General features: G+C 43.4%; 18 protein-coding genes. 8 read left to right on the plus strand and 10 right to left on the minus strand.

From position 1 onward, the window contains the following. Positions 1–5: 5 nt before the first annotated feature. The 3 genes from truA (at position 6) to rpsI (ending at position 1794) form a co-directional block, all read left to right on the plus strand. The gene (gene truA, locus J7I80_RS20220; RefSeq protein ID WP_214740743.1) at positions 6–776 is read left to right on the plus strand and encodes a tRNA pseudouridine(38-40) synthase TruA; all 771 of its coding nucleotides are present in this window, start codon (positions 6–8) and stop codon (positions 774–776) included. Between the two features lie 167 nt (positions 777–943). Continuing rightward, entirely contained in the window at positions 944–1381 is a 438-nt protein-coding gene (rplM, locus tag J7I80_RS20225) for a 50S ribosomal protein L13 (RefSeq protein ID WP_167834111.1), read from the plus strand. 20 nt (positions 1382–1401) lie between these two features. Then, entirely contained in the window at positions 1402–1794 is a 393-nt protein-coding gene (gene rpsI / locus J7I80_RS20230; RefSeq protein WP_167834112.1) for a 30S ribosomal protein S9, read from the plus strand. A gap of 129 nt (positions 1795–1923) precedes the next feature. Here rpsI and J7I80_RS20235 read toward each other — a convergent pair whose 3' ends face one another. The 8 genes from J7I80_RS20235 to J7I80_RS20270 all read right to left on the minus strand — a co-directional run bounded on the left by J7I80_RS20235 (position 1924) and on the right by J7I80_RS20270 (position 9016). Beyond that, positions 1924–2565, minus strand: coding sequence for a response regulator (locus J7I80_RS20235; protein WP_214740745.1), 642 nt, complete (start codon positions 2563–2565; stop codon positions 1924–1926). 12 nt (positions 2566–2577) lie between these two features. Continuing rightward, on the minus strand, positions 2578–3696 hold the full coding sequence (locus J7I80_RS20240) for a GAF domain-containing sensor histidine kinase (RefSeq protein ID WP_214740747.1): 1119 nt from the start codon (positions 3694–3696) through the stop codon (positions 2578–2580). An 82-nt stretch (positions 3697–3778) separates the two neighbouring features. Beyond that, a complete protein-coding gene (locus tag J7I80_RS20245; protein ID WP_214740749.1) occupies positions 3779–4117 on the minus strand; it encodes a VOC family protein in 339 nt (112 codons plus the stop codon). A gap of 13 nt (positions 4118–4130) precedes the next feature. Beyond that, positions 4131–5153: an S-adenosylmethionine:tRNA ribosyltransferase-isomerase gene (locus J7I80_RS20250; protein ID WP_214740751.1), complete on the minus strand. Its 1023-nt coding sequence runs from the start codon at positions 5151–5153 to the stop codon at positions 4131–4133. Next, a complete protein-coding gene (locus J7I80_RS20255; protein WP_214740753.1) occupies positions 5153–5869 on the minus strand; it encodes an SDR family NAD(P)-dependent oxidoreductase in 717 nt (238 codons plus the stop codon). Before J7I80_RS20255 ends, J7I80_RS20250 begins: the two co-directional genes overlap by 1 nt. Before the next feature lie 245 nt (positions 5870–6114). Then, positions 6115–6807 (minus strand): hypothetical protein, encoded by a 693-nt coding sequence (locus J7I80_RS20260; RefSeq protein ID WP_214740755.1) that lies wholly within the window; start codon positions 6805–6807, stop codon positions 6115–6117. Between the two features lie 473 nt (positions 6808–7280). Beyond that, positions 7281–8054: an endonuclease I family protein gene (locus J7I80_RS20265; protein ID WP_214740757.1), complete on the minus strand. Its 774-nt coding sequence runs from the start codon at positions 8052–8054 to the stop codon at positions 7281–7283. Beyond that, positions 8051–9016 (minus strand): S8 family peptidase, encoded by a 966-nt coding sequence (locus J7I80_RS20270; protein WP_214740759.1) that lies wholly within the window; start codon positions 9014–9016, stop codon positions 8051–8053. Before J7I80_RS20270 ends, J7I80_RS20265 begins: the two co-directional genes overlap by 4 nt. A gap of 258 nt (positions 9017–9274) precedes the next feature. Between J7I80_RS20270 and J7I80_RS20275 the strand changes: the two genes are divergently transcribed. The 3 genes from J7I80_RS20275 (at position 9275) to J7I80_RS20285 (ending at position 11880) form a co-directional block, all read left to right on the plus strand. Further along, positions 9275–9718, plus strand: a complete 444-nt coding sequence (locus tag J7I80_RS20275; protein WP_192472757.1) for a YbaK family protein — start codon at positions 9275–9277, stop codon at positions 9716–9718. A 78-nt stretch (positions 9719–9796) separates the two neighbouring features. Next, complete coding sequence (gene cwlD, locus J7I80_RS20280; protein ID WP_214740761.1) at positions 9797–10513, plus strand: N-acetylmuramoyl-L-alanine amidase CwlD; 717 nt, start codon at positions 9797–9799, stop codon at positions 10511–10513. Between the two features lie 311 nt (positions 10514–10824). After that, on the plus strand, positions 10825–11880 hold the full coding sequence (locus J7I80_RS20285) for an Mrp/NBP35 family ATP-binding protein (RefSeq protein WP_214740763.1): 1056 nt from the start codon (positions 10825–10827) through the stop codon (positions 11878–11880). Positions 11881–11975: 95 nt separating this feature from the next. On the opposite strand, the gene gerD is transcribed toward J7I80_RS20285, so the two are convergent. Beyond that, the gene (gene gerD / locus J7I80_RS20290; RefSeq protein WP_214740765.1) at positions 11976–12617 is read right to left on the minus strand and encodes a spore germination lipoprotein GerD; all 642 of its coding nucleotides are present in this window, start codon (positions 12615–12617) and stop codon (positions 11976–11978) included. A 148-nt stretch (positions 12618–12765) separates the two neighbouring features. Here gerD and J7I80_RS20295 point away from each other — a divergent pair, with 148 nt between their 5' ends. Beyond that, a complete protein-coding gene (locus tag J7I80_RS20295; RefSeq protein ID WP_214740766.1) occupies positions 12766–13443 on the plus strand; it encodes a KinB-signaling pathway activation protein in 678 nt (225 codons plus the stop codon). Positions 13444–13451: 8 nt separating this feature from the next. Here the strand turns inward: J7I80_RS20295 and pdaB are convergent, their stop codons facing one another. Continuing rightward, positions 13452–14204, minus strand: a complete 753-nt coding sequence (pdaB, locus tag J7I80_RS20300) for a polysaccharide deacetylase family sporulation protein PdaB (RefSeq protein ID WP_214740768.1) — start codon at positions 14202–14204, stop codon at positions 13452–13454. Between the two features lie 144 nt (positions 14205–14348). Here pdaB and J7I80_RS20305 point away from each other — a divergent pair, with 144 nt between their 5' ends. Further along, positions 14349–14579, plus strand: coding sequence for a hypothetical protein (locus J7I80_RS20305; protein ID WP_214740770.1), 231 nt, complete (start codon positions 14349–14351; stop codon positions 14577–14579). Positions 14580–14787 lie beyond the last annotated feature (208 nt).

Genomic DNA, 14787 nt, shown 5'->3' on the forward strand with positions numbered 1-14787 from the left:
TCATTATGCCGCGAATCAAATGCATAGTTTCATACGATGGCACCGGCTTTTCCGGCTACCAGGTCCAGCCTGGCAAAAGGACGGTCCAGGGTGAGCTGGAAAAGGTCCTTGAGAAGATGAACAAGGGTACAAGCATCAGGGTCAGTGCATCAGGCCGTACAGACGCAGGAGTCCATGCCCGCGGCCAGGTTATCCATTTTGATACAACGCTTGAAATTGAGCCTGCCAGGTGGCAAATAGCGCTTAATTCCTTACTGCCTGATGATATTGCTGTTAGCTCAGTAGAATATGCCAGGCCGGATTTCCATGCTCGTTTTGACGCAGTCGGCAAGGAGTATCGTTATTTTTTGCTGCCGTCCAAGCATCGCGACCCTTTCCAGCGGAATTACGCCTATCAGTTCCAGTATGAACTCGATCTTGACGCAATGAGGAAAGCGGCAAGGCTGCTTCTTGGCACACATGATTTCACTAGTTTCTGCTCGGCCAAGACCGAAGTGGAAGACCGTGTGAGGACATTGCAGAAAATTGATATTTTTGAAGAGAACGGTATGCTGGTCTTCAAGTTTGTCGGTAATGGCTTTTTATATAATATGGTCAGGATCCTTGTCGGGACCTTGGTGGAGGTCGGGACAGGCAGGAGACAGGCTGACAGCATGCCCAAGCTGCTTGCAGAACAGGACCGCACCCAGGCAGGCAAGACCGCTCCAGGACACGGATTGTATCTGTGGAATGTTTTTTATGAAGAAAAAGATGATCAATTTGAAAATAATTTTTAAAAAAATGATATGACAACTATTCCTGGTGTTGACAATCTCTCAACCACAGGTTAAGATATCATATGTATGTATTTTAAACCCACGATCAGCCCCGGAAGAGCTTTATCGTGTTTGAAAATATACTAAAATGAACTTGATTTTTTTTTGACTATTTAGGAGGGAAACTCATGCGTACAACGTTTATGGCAAATGCCAACAATATCGAGCGTAAATGGTACGTAGTTGACGCTGCAGGCAAGACTCTAGGTCGCCTTTCAACTGAAGTTGCAGCTATTCTGCGTGGTAAACATAAACCAACTTTCACACCACATGTTGACACTGGTGATCACGTAATCATCATCAACGCTTCTCAGATCGAACTAACTGGTAAGAAATTGACTGACAAAATCTACTACCGACACACAATGCACCCAGGTGGATTGAAGCAAAGAACAGCTCTTGAAATGCGTACAAACTACGCTGAAAAGATGCTTGAACTTGCAATCAAAGGTATGCTTCCAAAGAACTCTCTTGGACGCCAAATGTTTAAAAAGCTTCATGTATATGCTGGTAACGAGCATCCACATCAAGCACAACAACCTGAAGTTTACGAACTTCGCGGATAATTATTAAGGAGGTAATTAACTTGGCACAGGTTCAATATATCGGTACCGGTCGTCGTAAGAGCTCCGTTGCGCGAGTTCGTCTCGTACCAGGCACTGGAAAAATTACAATCAACGATCGTGAAATTGAAGATTATATCCCATTCGCAGCTCTACGTGAAGTAGTTAAGCAGCCGCTTGTTGCTACTGAAACTGTAGGAAGCTACGATATCCACGTTAACGTAAATGGCGGTGGATACACTGGCCAGGCTGGCGCAATCCGTCACGGTATCTCTCGTGCATTGCTTCAAGCTGACCCAGAATTCCGTCCAACACTTAAGCGTGCTGGACTACTGACTCGTGACGCTCGTATGAAAGAACGTAAGAAATACGGTCTTAAAGGCGCTCGTCGTGCACCTCAGTTCTCAAAGCGTTAATTTTTGGCGCTTCAAAAAAGCTCCCAACCAATTTGGTGGGAGCTTTTTTATTTCTTATTTATACGTTGTCCAATGCAGACAGGGAATTAAGCTTCCTTTCACTACTTCTTTCGTGCAATATGATCCTTCTTATTTCACCAATTTATTTTTCACAGCAAAAAGGGCAGCCTGTGTTCGATCAGCCAGCTCGAGTTTTGCCAACAAGTTAGATACATGGGTTTTTACCGTTTTTTCTGTAATATACAAGGAGGCGGCAATCTCTTTATTGCTCTTTCCTTTAGCGATTTCTTTTAAGACATCGAGCTCTCGTTTCGTTAATTCTTCTAGTAACTTTTTTTTCGGATTGCTGCTGTGAGATAAATTGGCTAATAAATGGGATGTGGCTTTAGGGTGAAGCTGGTTCTCTCCTTTGACCATTTTCTTTATGGATGTAACGAGTTCATCAGGCTGGATATCCTTCAATTGAAATCCGGAGGCACCTGCCTCTAGTGCGGGGATGACATGGTCCTGGTCGGAGAAACTGGTGAGAATCATGATTTTAATGTTGGGCTCTTCTTCTTTAATAATCTTCGTAGCTTGTATTCCATCCATTTCAGGCATAGCTAAGTCCATCAAGATAATATCGGGCTTGAGCTCCTTTGCCATTTCAACAGCTTTTCTGCCATTTTCTGCTTCTCCGATAATTTCAAGGTCTTTTTGAGTTTTAAGAAAGAATACGAGGCCTCTTCGGACGACATGATGATCGTCGGCGATTAATATGCGTATGCTCATTGAATTTCCTCCCTAGAGTGGAATGGTTATCTTTATTTCGGTTCCACTTCCAAATTGGCTTCGCAATCGAAACAGGCCGTTCAGTGCTTCTGTCCTTGCTTTCATGTTCTTTAAGCCTAATGAAGGAATCGAAAGGTTTTCATTATAATGAAAGCCGCAGCCCTTATCTTTAATGGTCAAAATGGTCTCATTCCCAGAAGTGTGAAGTGATAAAAATACATCGGTGGCCCCGGAATGCTTTTTACAATTGGCGATCGCTTCTTGTCCAATTCGCCATATAGCTTCCTCAACTTTTCCTGGCATGCTGGTCGCTCCCGTCACCTTAGCCTCTACTTTCAGACCAAGCATTTCCCCATAACTTTTTAATGCGCTGACGAGTCCATTCTCAAGACCCTGAGGCTTCAACTGCCAAATGAGTGATCTCATCTCCCCAAGTGCTTCCTGGGTCAAGTCCTGCATATAGCTAAATGTTTGTTTCACTTCTTCATCTTCTGTCATTTCCATTCCAGCTCTAGCGGTCAGGCTGAGAGAAAACAATAGCTGGTTCACCGAATCATGCAGGTCCCGTGCAAGCCGGTTTCTTTCAGCAACAAGCGCTGTTTCTTGTTCACGCTGAGTGAGCTTGATGCGTTTTAATGCTGTACCTATCTGGTAGGCAATCGCTTCAAGCAGGGCAAGCTCATTCTTATGAAAATGTGTTTTGTTAGGTGAACCCACATTCAATAAACCGAACCGTTCATTTCCCGCACGGAGGGGGACAGTAGCGTGATGGGTCAATCCACAGGTTTCCCCAGCATCTTCATTAAGTGCGTCTTCAATTCGCTTACACTCAATGATATTCGTTGCTTTATTTAAGGTTTGGTTATTGTATTTATTCACACACCAGCATTCACCGTGACACATTCTTTCCTTGTGATTCATTGCCAAAGCGGGTGGAAGAGCAAAGTCTGCCGTAAGTTCGTGGTTTCCGTGATCATCAATTAAAAAGATCCAGCCTGTTTGAAGTCCTGTTATATGCAAAAGCCTTCTCAGAACATCAGCTAGCATGGTCTTCGTGTCCGTTCCTTCGTTCAACAGTTCTGCAATTTCCTTAAGGATGCTGATTTCTTCATATTGCGTTTCCTCAGTCATTCCAGCATCTCCTTCACCGTCCTGGTATCTAATGTCATTATAGCTCATATTTCATCATTGGATGTTAAAACTGGTGCGCGCTTTATGAGGTCTGTAAAAATTCGATTATTTCCTGATTGGGTCCTTCATAAAAGACCGTTTCCCAGCCATTATCAAGTTTATAAGGTCCTTCTGCTATTTGAATAGATCCTAAAGTATTGATCACTTGCTGAAGGTCGGAAACTTCAAAACAAATATGAGCAGAGTTTGTGCTATGTGGATGAAATGCCAGTTCGAGTCGGAAATGACTGGACGCTAGGAACGCAATCTCTTCCCCCAGAAAAGAATGCCTGCTTTCCAGTTCTAAGCCCAATAAATCTGTGTAAAAATTTATCGCCTCTTCAAGGTTGGTCACTTCCAAGCCAAAATGATGAAGGCGCATAAAATATCTCCTCCTATATGATTAGGTTCATATCACCAAACTCGTGCCATAAATATCCTTCGTGAATCGCCTGTTGATAGGCATGAAGCAAGTGATGTTTTGGTAAAAAGGCAGTCAGCATATCCAGATGGCTAGCCTTTGGCTCGTGCAATCCAGTGATGATTCCGTCTACTATTTTTAGAGAAGACTCCTGACTAATATATAAATTGGTAGCACCTGAGAGTTCTCCGGTTTTCGCTGCACTCTCAAGCGCACGGACGACTGTCGTTCCAACTGCGATGACTCTTTTGCCAGAAGAATGAGCCTTTAGGATTTTTTTCATTGTATGATGTGGTATGTGATACTCCTCTGGATTTTCTTTGGGGTCCACATGATCCTCAAGCAAATAGCTCAGCCCTGTGTGCAATTGAATGAAATCAACTTGAATACCATTCTTCTTCAATTCAAATAGCAGCTCCCAGCTAAACGCTCTGCCGGCAGATGGCATTTCCACAGAACCAGGGTGGGTGGCAAATACATTTTGATAATAATTGAGGTCCCATGGTTGTTCTATATATTCATAACGGATCGGGGCGCCAAGAACATAGATTAAATTTAATAACTCACTCCCGTTTTTATTGAATTTAATCGTCTTTAACGGGGATGCCTCCTTCTCAGAGATCACCGTAGCAGCCAATTTCTCTGAAAAGCGTAGAACATCCCCCACTCTGACAGGGTTTGCGATGATGAGTGCTTCCCAAGTGTCATCAAAAATTCGTCTAGATAAACGGATTTCCACTCTAGGAGAAATTTGAACGCCACTTCTTAACCATCTGCCTTTTAAAGAAGCAGGGATGGTGCGGCTGTTATTTAAAATAATTAAATCGCCAGGCTGAAGGAAATGGGGGAGATGATAAAAACGATCGTGTTTAATTTCGCCCGTTTTTCGGCTCAGTGTCATTAACCTTACTTGCTCCCTTCTTAGGCCTCTTTTTTCCGGAGGAAGGTTCGCATTTAGGTATTCGGGCAGATAAAAATCCATTACACCTGCTTCCATTACACCCCCTCCTCTGATTGAGCTTCAAAGCGCTGGCCATTTATCCCTTTAGCCTTATCCGATGCTAAATGAAGAAAGATGCCCACCACATCCTCAGGTTTTGCCAAAGGGTAATCGCAATCAGGGACAGCTAATTGGTGCATTTCAGTGTCCATCTCACCGGGGTCGACCATATTTACACGAACATTGGTAGCACTTAACTCATCTGCCCATGTTTGAGTGAGTCCTTCTACAGCAAATTTTGAAACTCCATATGCTCCCCAGCCTGCATAGCCAGCATGACCAGCTTCAGAAGTCACATTGATAATGGAACCTTCATTACGCTCAAGCATGATAGGGATGACTCTCTGGCAGACTAGAAATGAGGAGGTTACATTGACTCTTAACACCTCTCCAAAATCCTCTTCAGGATAATCCAGAAGCAGAGGCATTGGACTAGGTCCTAATACGGAAGCATTATTAACCAGCACATCGATCTGTCCATATACTTCCTGAGTTAAGGCTACGAAACGTTCGACATCCCCTGGCTGTGATACATCTGCTCGAATCGCCAATACTTCGGCACCTAAACCCTCGGCTTCTTGTTTTACTTTCTCCAGGCTTTTCTCGGATCTTGAGCAGATGGCAAGTCTTGCTCCTTCTTTCGCAAAAGCCATAGTTAATGCTTTCCCTAAGCCTTTAGAGGCACCAGTTATCATCACGACTTTTTTATTCATTTTTATCATCTCTCCTTATTGTCTTGTTGCTTTAAGCATATAGGGAATTAACAAAATTTCCCTCAGGAGAAAGCTTGAACTTTTCCTACAACTTTTGGATGAGAAAAGGTAGCGGATAGGGGAGGGGTAAAGAGAATCGAATGTACTTTGGCTTAACCATTGGGGGCTTTTATCAAGAGGAGAAACTTTGTGAAAGCATAAAGCAAAAAGACGGAGGAAATGGTGCAATTCCTCCGTCTTCTGTATTAATCGTCGTATCCTTGCATGGAATCCATATGGCTGGCAATCATTGCGATGATGGTAGGAGCCTCTTCTTTTGTAAAAATGAAGTTCGTTTCGTCTTTGACCATTTCATCATCTTCAGTCCAGATCCGGTTGATGCGGCGAAGGACTCCGTCACCTGTATCCTGGACAAGTCCAAACTGATAGGTCACTTCCACATCATCTTCCATAAGGAAGGCTGTTACCTCGGGAGTTTCCCACTCGACATCGATTTCCTCGAGAATGTCGTCCTCATCTATCAGCTCCGCCACATATAGTTCATCATCTTCATTGATTCCGTCATCTTCATAATATAAAGTATCGTCCTCTTCCGTTGCATAAACGACATCAAGTTCGTCTTCATCGTCGTTTATGTAATCGTGGAAACCCTGGTGAACCGCATCGACAATATCATCAATATCTGAAAGAATGACACGCGCCGGCTGCCCCAGGTCTTCATCAATGGTTTCCGTATAAAACACCTCATTATGCGGGTCAAAGTATAGTATATAGAAATAATCTCTTTCGCCATCATCATAGTCCACAAAGAACTGAATCCGCGGATGTTTCGCGCCTCTCTCAACAGCCATCTGGCCTTCCTGATCATATTTTTCGCAAATAGACTCAAGATGGTCCTGCAGCTCCCCAACAACCCGATCAAACCATTCCATAGACATAGAAATCCATCCCTTCCTCTGTATTCTCGATTAGCTTGCCCTATGCTGAACATTTTCTCTGTTAGTAAAATAGAGGAAATAGAGATGGCTGCTTTAATCTGGTGTGCAAGGAAGCAGACCAAAGCATCTGCATTGCCCGAAAATGCGAAATCGTAGCCCAAACGGTAAAAGGGAAGCCTCTGCATTGCCCGAAAATGCGTAAATGAAGTCGAAACGGTAAAAGAAGAGCCTTTGCATTACCCGAAAATGCGTAAATGAAGTCGAAACGGTAAAAGAAAAGCATCTTCATTACCCGAAAATGCGAAATCGTAGCCCAAACGGTAAAAGAAAGGCCTCAGAATTGCCCGTAAATCCAAAATCGAAGCCCAAACGGTAAAAGGGAAGCCTCTGCATTGCACCACAATCCCAAAACCTCCCCAAACTCAAAGAGAAAAACCGCCGGCAATCAAACTCAATTACCAGGCGGTTCTCTTCTATAACCCAAGCATGTCTCTAGCTTTATCCGGGAAATCAATATATGGGTTTCGGTTCCCCTGCAGCTCCTGGATTGCGGCATTCCGATGCTTTTCATATAGAGTAACAGGGTGCTCCTGATGCCAGCCAAGCAGAAGCTTGAAGTCCATCTGTGCATCAAGCTTGATGGCATCCATATATCTTATTGCAAAATAAAACACGGATCTCGCAACGATACCTTTTCCATATTCGGGTTCGAATTTTCCTTCTTCCACCATGCCGCATCCAGACCTTATTCCTGAAGCAGCTAGCTCAGGTTCATAGGATGAGAAATCATGATAAGGGTGATTGCTTCTCATGCTGTTGCATGCCGGCTCACAGGCAAACAAGTGGTGGAGGTCGCCTCGCATTGGCTCATCGCCATCAAACCATGATTGAGGAACAACGTGTTCAGTATTAAAAAGAATCTCAGAACTTGCCGTAAAACCTCCTTGCCTAAGAGTCTCCATGATACGCAAATCCTCCTCAATCACCTCGACAGGGTCAAGGTCCTGTCCAGAATAAAGGCTCTTCAGCTTCAGGTTTTCCTGCAAGTCCACCCATGGATAAACGTATTCATGCGGCGAATACTTTAAATGGGAGGAATGTGTCCGGACCAGCAGAGAATGAAGCTCTTCTTGTGTAAAAGCAGTATCGCAATAATACTCATTGCGAACTCGAGCATCCCGCTCTGCATCATAATACGTTTTATTCTCGATGTTATGAATGTACGCCTCACTAGCCGAAAGGATCATATCGCATCCATAACCATCGTTTTGAAGCTCTGGTCGAAGATTTCAGCCAGATGCTCAGGCACCGTCAGGTAAACGAGTCCGTTACCCTCCAGCTTTGGCGAATTGCCGAGCGGCACAGTCCGCTTGACCAATTGTGCGTACAACTCTGGTTCTGTCAGCTCTCGCTCAAAATGGGCTTTTGCATATGTCTTGATCAATGCCAGGGCGCCTGAAACGTGCGGAGCAGCCATCGAGGTACCGCTCAAGGTCGCGTATTTCCCGTTCAGGTAGGTTGAGGTAATGCGCTCGCCCGGAGCGACGACATCAATTTCATTATGTGAGTTGGTAAAATCGGATGAACCTCGTTCAAGGTTTACAGCTCCAACACTGATGACTTCGTTATATGCACCAGGGTAGGCGAATTCATTGGTAGAATCGTCGCCATCTCCCTCATTGCCAGCAGCACAGACGACAAGGATATTCTTTTTGACTGCAGCTTGAATCGCCTCGTGTAATTCGGGAACGTCAGCTGGTCCGCCAAGCGACATCGAGATAATATCTGCTTCCTGCTCAATGGCATAGTGGATTCCATTGATAATCCATTCATACTTGCCTGAACCGGCCTTGTTCAACACTTTTACAATCAGCAGCCCGGCTTCAGGCGCAACGCCGATGACCCCTGACTCATTTTCCTGTGCGGCAATCGTGCCTGCCACATGTGTACCGTGGCCATTATAGTCAGTATAAAGATCAGGGTTGCTGCGGTCATCATCTGTAAAATTCCTTCCGCCAATGATTCGGTCCTTTAAATCAGGGTGAGTCGTTTCACAGCCAGTATCCAATACAGCAACCTTCATTCCCTTTCCTTTTGTTTCATTCCAAAGCCGGGGTGCCTGGATCAGCTCAACACCTTTTGGCACCTCTTTGATTTCCTCCGCTTCATCAATCACGGTATAAGGAATAACGCGAACACCTTGCTCCATTTCTTTCCCTCCTTAGAGATTAAATTGAAGCGAGTTCTAGTTGTGTTAATAAGTCTAACAATTCTGACTATTAATAAAAAGGACCGATAGTAGGGTATTTGCTAGAAATAAATAGCCATAATTGGGCATTTAATCCTAATGAGAATGCTGAGTTCTTATTCAGTAAACGTCTGAGAAAACTGGAAAAGGAATCGTCCGTCGATATTGCATTACACCCTTCAAGAGGTTGAACACTACTTCCTAAGGGGTGAGAATACTTTGAACGTCGTAACGACATTTGTAGATAAAAGAAAACAAAAACAAGTGAAATATGAGCGAGCGATGCTCCGTGAATTATCCATCAACATCCTGCAGGGCAGGGTGAAACAATATTTTGGCTCATCAAGGCTGACCTCGAATCTGATCATGAATTCAGGAATCGAAGAAGCTTGTTATGATGTAGCGATCGAAGCCTATTTACTTGGCGCTAAGTTCAGCCGATTTGGATATTTCGGTGAACCAATAGAGGCAGTCAAACCTCGCTGTGAAAAAGAAGAGCGCCATTTAATTGACACCTTATATAACTTTTTCCTTTTTTGGGGGAAGGGTGAAGAGGGAGCCGGTTCCGAAGAGCTCTATTATTTATGCGAACAGTATGTCGACAGCTGGTGGCGAGAAGGATTCATGAAGGGTGAAAAGAAATATAAGCTCAGATTGCACTAGCAGCATTAGTTCTAAATCATCTACCTGTCCCATATAGTTTATTATCAGGGACTAGCAGGGGAGAGGATGGTTTAGAACATGCTGAAAAAACTCAAAATTGGATTATTCGCAGCCGGCCTGGCCGTGCTTTTCCTAATATTGCAGTATGACTTTACCGAAAATGATTCTTGGGAATCGTGGAACCTGCCGCTTTCGGGGAAAATCATCTATCTTGACCCAGGGCATGGCGGGGTTGATCCTGGGGCAGGAGAAGAGGAACCCTTTGAAAAAGATATTGCGCTTAATGTTTCCTTGAAATTACGGGATTATCTACAACAGCAGGGGGCTCTCGTCATTATGACGCGCGAGACAGATGTCGACCTTGCGGATAAAGGACTCAAGGGCTACAGTAAGCGCAAGGTCCAGGATTTAAAAAGACGGCTGGATTTGATTAATGAATCCGAAGCTGATTTTTTTGCAACAATCCATTTGAATGCGATCCCCTCATCAAAATGGAAAGGGGCGCAAACGTTCTACTCTAGCAATTATAAAGAAAACAAACGGGCAGCCAAACTAATCCAGGATGAATTACGCCGAAGTCTTGAAAACACAGATCGAGATGCAAAGGCAGCGAATAGCATCTATTTGCTAAAGCATACGAATAAACCGGGAGTATTGGTCGAAATAGGATTTTTATCCAATCCGCAGGAAGCGGCAAACCTGAGAGATGAAGCCTATCAGGAAAAAGTAGCTGCCTCCATTTACGACGGCATGCTCCGATATTTTACAGATGAACAGAAATTTTGGGAAAAATAAAAGTGCAAGCGCCTTGTTCAGCTCCGACAAGCGTTTCGAGCTGCTCAAAGCTAGCGCTTATCGAAAGCTCGAAGAAGCCCTCACGGGGAGGAAAACTGGCTAGTTGCTGAAGCTACATTAATACTCTTAAGTTTAAATAAAGAAGGGTCATGGATCCTTCTTTTTCATATGGGGTTTTTCATTTATAGGTTATTCTAAATGGTATTGGTAAAAATATCTTTCAGAAATGTGTGATAGGTTTAACACTTAGGAATTTTATCAATATGTTATACTGTCCTTGGAGATAAATTTTTACAGAGGAAGGTGTCATTATGTTAACTGAAGCTAAGGTGCGAGAAAGTTTAAAAGACCTTAAGGAACCATTTTTACATAAAACACTCGAAGAAATAAATGCAATCGAAGAAATCAAGATCAAAGAAGAGAAAAACCATGTAAGCGTTAAAATAGCTATCGCGAAAACAGGTACAGCTGAACAGCTGCAGCTGCAGACGGAGATTGTCAATATTTTAAAAAGCGCTGGAGCAGCATCTGTAGGCTTGCGCTTCTCTGAACTTCCTGCAGAAGTCCTTTCGAAGTTCCAAACAGCGGCTCCTGAAGAAGAGGAAGGGCTGCTTTCTCCTAATAACCAAACAACGTTCATCGCGATTGCGAGCGGAAAAGGCGGAGTAGGGAAATCCACGGTATCCGTGAACCTTGCTGTCTCTCTTGCACGCTTAGGCAAAAAAGTCGGACTAGTTGATGCGGACATCTATGGTTTCAGTGTTCCTGACATGATGGGCATCACAAAGCGACCTGTAGTGAGAGGGGAAAGAATCATTCCTGTTGAAAGACACGGAGTAAAGGTCATCTCTATGGGATTCTTTGTGGAAGATAATGCACCGATCATCTGGCGCGGGCCAATGCTAGGCAAAATGCTGAACAGCTTTTTCAATGAAGTCGAATGGGGAGAGCTCGACTACCTCCTTTTGGACCTGCCTCCAGGAACAGGGGATGTGGCGTTGGATGTGCACACCATGCTGCCATCATGTAAAGAAATCATCGTTACTACACCACACCCGACAGCGGCATTTGTCGCGGCACGTGCAGGTGCGATGGCGCTTCGAACAGAACATGAAATCCTTGGTGTCATTGAAAACATGTCTTACTTTGAAAGCAAGCTGACAGAGGAAAAAGAATATGTCTTTGGACAAGGCGGCGGCGAAAAGTTAGCGGACGAGCTTAACACACAGCTGTTAGGCAAACTGCCATTAGGCCAGCCAACATGGAATGAAGAAGACTTTGCGCCATCCATTTATCAGGAAGACGATAAGATTGGAGCAATTTATACGAATATTGCCCAGCAAGTTGTTCAAATGCTTGAAAAATAAACAGTGAGCCTCTCCTGGATCAGGAGAGGCTCAATTCTCATTATAAAGGAATTTCCAGCTCGGGGCTGATTAAAGGACCTGCGCTAATACAATCATTACTGACCTCCAGAACCGCCGCCAGATTCTTCGCCGCCACCGCCTCCGGAACCTCCGCCGCCTTCTTCGGAGCCTCCTTCAGACTTTTGAGTTGGCATTTCCTCAGCAGCTTTGACAATCAATGCTTGAAGCTTTGCTTTAAATAATGGGCTTTCAAAGGTTTCAGTCATGACCTTTTGCAAATGCTCCCGATATTCTTTGCTTTTCAGCAAAGTGGTCAGTTCCTTTTCAAGCTCCGGGTCTTTCATTACTTCAATCATCATGCCCTTATATTCTGGATCCTTCATAAGATCCTTTAAAAGCTTTTCATTTTCCTTCTTCATGCTTTTTGCAACGCTCTCAGCGAATTTTGGATCTTCAAAGGATTTTTTCCAAAACTCCATGCCTTTTTCGGATGTCATTGTTTTTTCGACTGTATCAATTACGACCGGCTGGTCCATTATTAGCTTTTCTTTCATGCCATCGTCACCCATGACTTCCTGAATCGCTTTTTTGCCATCGTCAGTCTTCAGGATGTCGACAACCATCTTCTTTGTTTCTTCATAATCGACTTGCCCCCCTGCTGACTCGGCTGGAGCAGCGCAGCCGGCAGCTAAAAGTAAAAAGGAAGCAGGGAGTATAAACTTCATGATTTTCTTCATCTTCCATTCCCCTTTCACATAGACAGCCCTAATTTTAGGATGAGTAAAATGACAAATTGTTATACACGAATAACGACACCTAGATTTTTCAAATCCTCATTGGTACAATCAAATAGTGAAGTTTAATTTGGTTTTGGGGGAAAAAATCGTGACAAGCCGTAATTGGGTACATTTATTTCTCACCACCCTGGTTGTAGGAGCGGTGACAACTGCTGTGGTTGGTTTTATTGTCCGCTGGAGTGAATTCCAGCAGCTGTTAAGTGATTTCAACATTCTTGAATTCCTTTCAATATTAGTATGGCTAATGGGCGTTGGTCTTATATTTAGCATTCTTAGCCAAATGGGTTTCTTTGCATATTTAACAGTACATCGCTTTGGCCTTGGAATCTTTAAGTCACTATGGAATCCAGTACAAGTCCTGTTGATTGCCTTTGTATTGTTTGACCTTGTATATCTGCGTTTTACCACATTTGCGGAAAGCGGTGAGAGTATCATTTCCTATTTGGGACTCGCGGTGATCGTACTGGTAACCGGGCTGATTGTGGCGTTCATGAAGGTTAAGCAGACAAATAAAGAGGCTTTCATCCCAGCATTGTTTTTCATGGTTGTCGTAACGGTGATTGAATGGGTGCCAGTCCTCCGAGTGAACGAGCATAGCTGGCTTTATCTCATGCTATTCCCATTATTAGTATGTAATGCCTATCAGCTATTGGTTCTGCATAAGCTTAACCAACGATCACTCCAGGAACGGAAAGCCCTTGAAGAAAAGGCTAAGACAAAGACAAAAACAAATAAAAAAGCACAAAAAAAGCCGTCCAACGCATAGTTGGACGGTTATTTTATTTCTGCTGATTTAGAGTCACCATTGGCGATCATTTCTGAAACTGTGACCATCTTCAAATTTTTCGACCTGATGTCTTTTAAGACCATAGGAAGTGCTTCCGCTGTTTGTTTAGCTGAATCAGAAGCATGCATTAACAGGATATCACCCTTTTTTGCTTTAGAAGCATTCGCGGCGATTACCTCAGTACCAGGATTCGTCCAATCCTTTGTGTCAAGACTCCAGTGGACCACAGTATAACCGAGGCGCTCGGCAATTTTCAGTGTCCGTTGGTCAAAGTGGCCGGTAGGGGCCCGCAGCAACTCAATGTTCTTAACATTAAGTTTTTTAAATGCCTCTTGAGCCTTTAGGATATCACGCCTGATTTTATCATCCTCAAGATCGCTATAATCCTTATACTCATAGCCCAGCATGCCAATTTCATAACCTTCTTTCACCATCCGGTTCACCAAGTCTGGATGCCTTTCTGCCCAGGAGCCCGATAAGAAGAAGGTGACCGCTCCCGCTTTCTCTTTCTTCAGGACGTCAAGGATCGGTTCAGCTTTTTCATCGCCCCAGCCAATATTAAAGGTCAATGCTAAATCCTTTTCTCCTTTGTAGATGGCCTTAGGACCATCCTTTGCTGAAAAAGCAGGGATTTGCACCATGTTATCCATGAAAAAAAACCAAGCTGTAAAAAAGGCTGCAATTACAATGACAAAAGCTGTTTTAATCGACTTCGCATTCATTACGTAAAAGAAATTCATTTTTTCACCACCTCGTCCAATGCACTCCTTGTCTAATTTTTATTCTTCAGTTCAAAAAGATATGATAATAAAAAATCAGATTATAAAAATATGCGAAAAAGACAACACTACAATCACTATGTGAAAATGAACAGGAGTGTATGTATGCTTGGTGTTCTGATTAATGAGAAGGAACTGAAGGAGCTAGAATATCTAATAAAGAGGGAAATGGATGAAATCCTATTCGATCTCAAGGATGATCGTATTGATCATGTAGTGAAGAGATCAATGAAAGAAAGATATCAAATTTTATTTTGTCTTTTTAAAAGAGTAGCTTCACCAAAGGAGTGTCTTAAGTATATGCCAGCGAAGAAAAACATGTATAAAGGTCAATAAACAAGCGAGAAAACTTTTTTCGTAATTTTTGTTGACGGAAATAAATTATCCTGTTATATTAATAAACGTCGCTGCTGAGCCACTCGGTAACACGGTGATTTGGCGGTAAAAATAATAAAAAATGTGGTTGACACCAAATCGGTCACATGTTATATTATGAAAGTCGCTTATGAGCGGCGAGACAACGAAATTGTTCTTTGAAAACTAA

It is taken from the genome of Bacillus sp. ISL-41, assembly GCF_018613235.1.
Taxonomy (GTDB): Bacteria; Bacillota; Bacilli; order Bacillales; family Cytobacillaceae; genus Mesobacillus.

Bases quoted from the DNA above. Each gene is read 5' to 3' on its own strand.
- truA (WP_214740743.1), top strand. From the start codon at position 6: ATGCCGCGAATCAAATGCATAGTTTCATACGATGGCACCGGCTTTTCC.
- rplM (WP_167834111.1), top strand. From the start codon at position 944: ATGCGTACAACGTTTATGGCAAATGCCAACAATATCGAGCGTAAATGG.
- J7I80_RS20235 (WP_214740745.1), bottom strand. From the start codon at position 2,565: ATGAGCATACGCATATTAATCGCCGACGATCATCATGTCGTCCGAAGA.
- J7I80_RS20240 (WP_214740747.1), bottom strand. From the start codon at position 3,696: ATGACTGAGGAAACGCAATATGAAGAAATCAGCATCCTTAAGGAAATT.
- J7I80_RS20245 (WP_214740749.1), bottom strand. From the start codon at position 4,117: ATGCGCCTTCATCATTTTGGCTTGGAAGTGACCAACCTTGAAGAGGCG.
- J7I80_RS20250 (WP_214740751.1), bottom strand. From the start codon at position 5,153: ATGGAAGCAGGTGTAATGGATTTTTATCTGCCCGAATACCTAAATGCG.
- J7I80_RS20255 (WP_214740753.1), bottom strand. From the start codon at position 5,869: ATGAATAAAAAAGTCGTGATGATAACTGGTGCCTCTAAAGGCTTAGGG.
- J7I80_RS20260 (WP_214740755.1), bottom strand. From the start codon at position 6,807: ATGTCTATGGAATGGTTTGATCGGGTTGTTGGGGAGCTGCAGGACCAT.
- J7I80_RS20265 (WP_214740757.1), bottom strand. From the start codon at position 8,054: ATGATCCTTTCGGCTAGTGAGGCGTACATTCATAACATCGAGAATAAA.
- J7I80_RS20270 (WP_214740759.1), bottom strand. From the start codon at position 9,016: ATGGAGCAAGGTGTTCGCGTTATTCCTTATACCGTGATTGATGAAGCG.
- cwlD (WP_214740761.1), top strand. From the start codon at position 9,797: ATGCTGAAAAAACTCAAAATTGGATTATTCGCAGCCGGCCTGGCCGTG.
- J7I80_RS20285 (WP_214740763.1), top strand. From the start codon at position 10,825: ATGTTAACTGAAGCTAAGGTGCGAGAAAGTTTAAAAGACCTTAAGGAA.
- gerD (WP_214740765.1), bottom strand. From the start codon at position 12,617: ATGAAGAAAATCATGAAGTTTATACTCCCTGCTTCCTTTTTACTTTTA.
- pdaB (WP_214740768.1), bottom strand. From the start codon at position 14,204: ATGAATTTCTTTTACGTAATGAATGCGAAGTCGATTAAAACAGCTTTT.
- J7I80_RS20305 (WP_214740770.1), top strand. From the start codon at position 14,349: ATGCTTGGTGTTCTGATTAATGAGAAGGAACTGAAGGAGCTAGAATAT.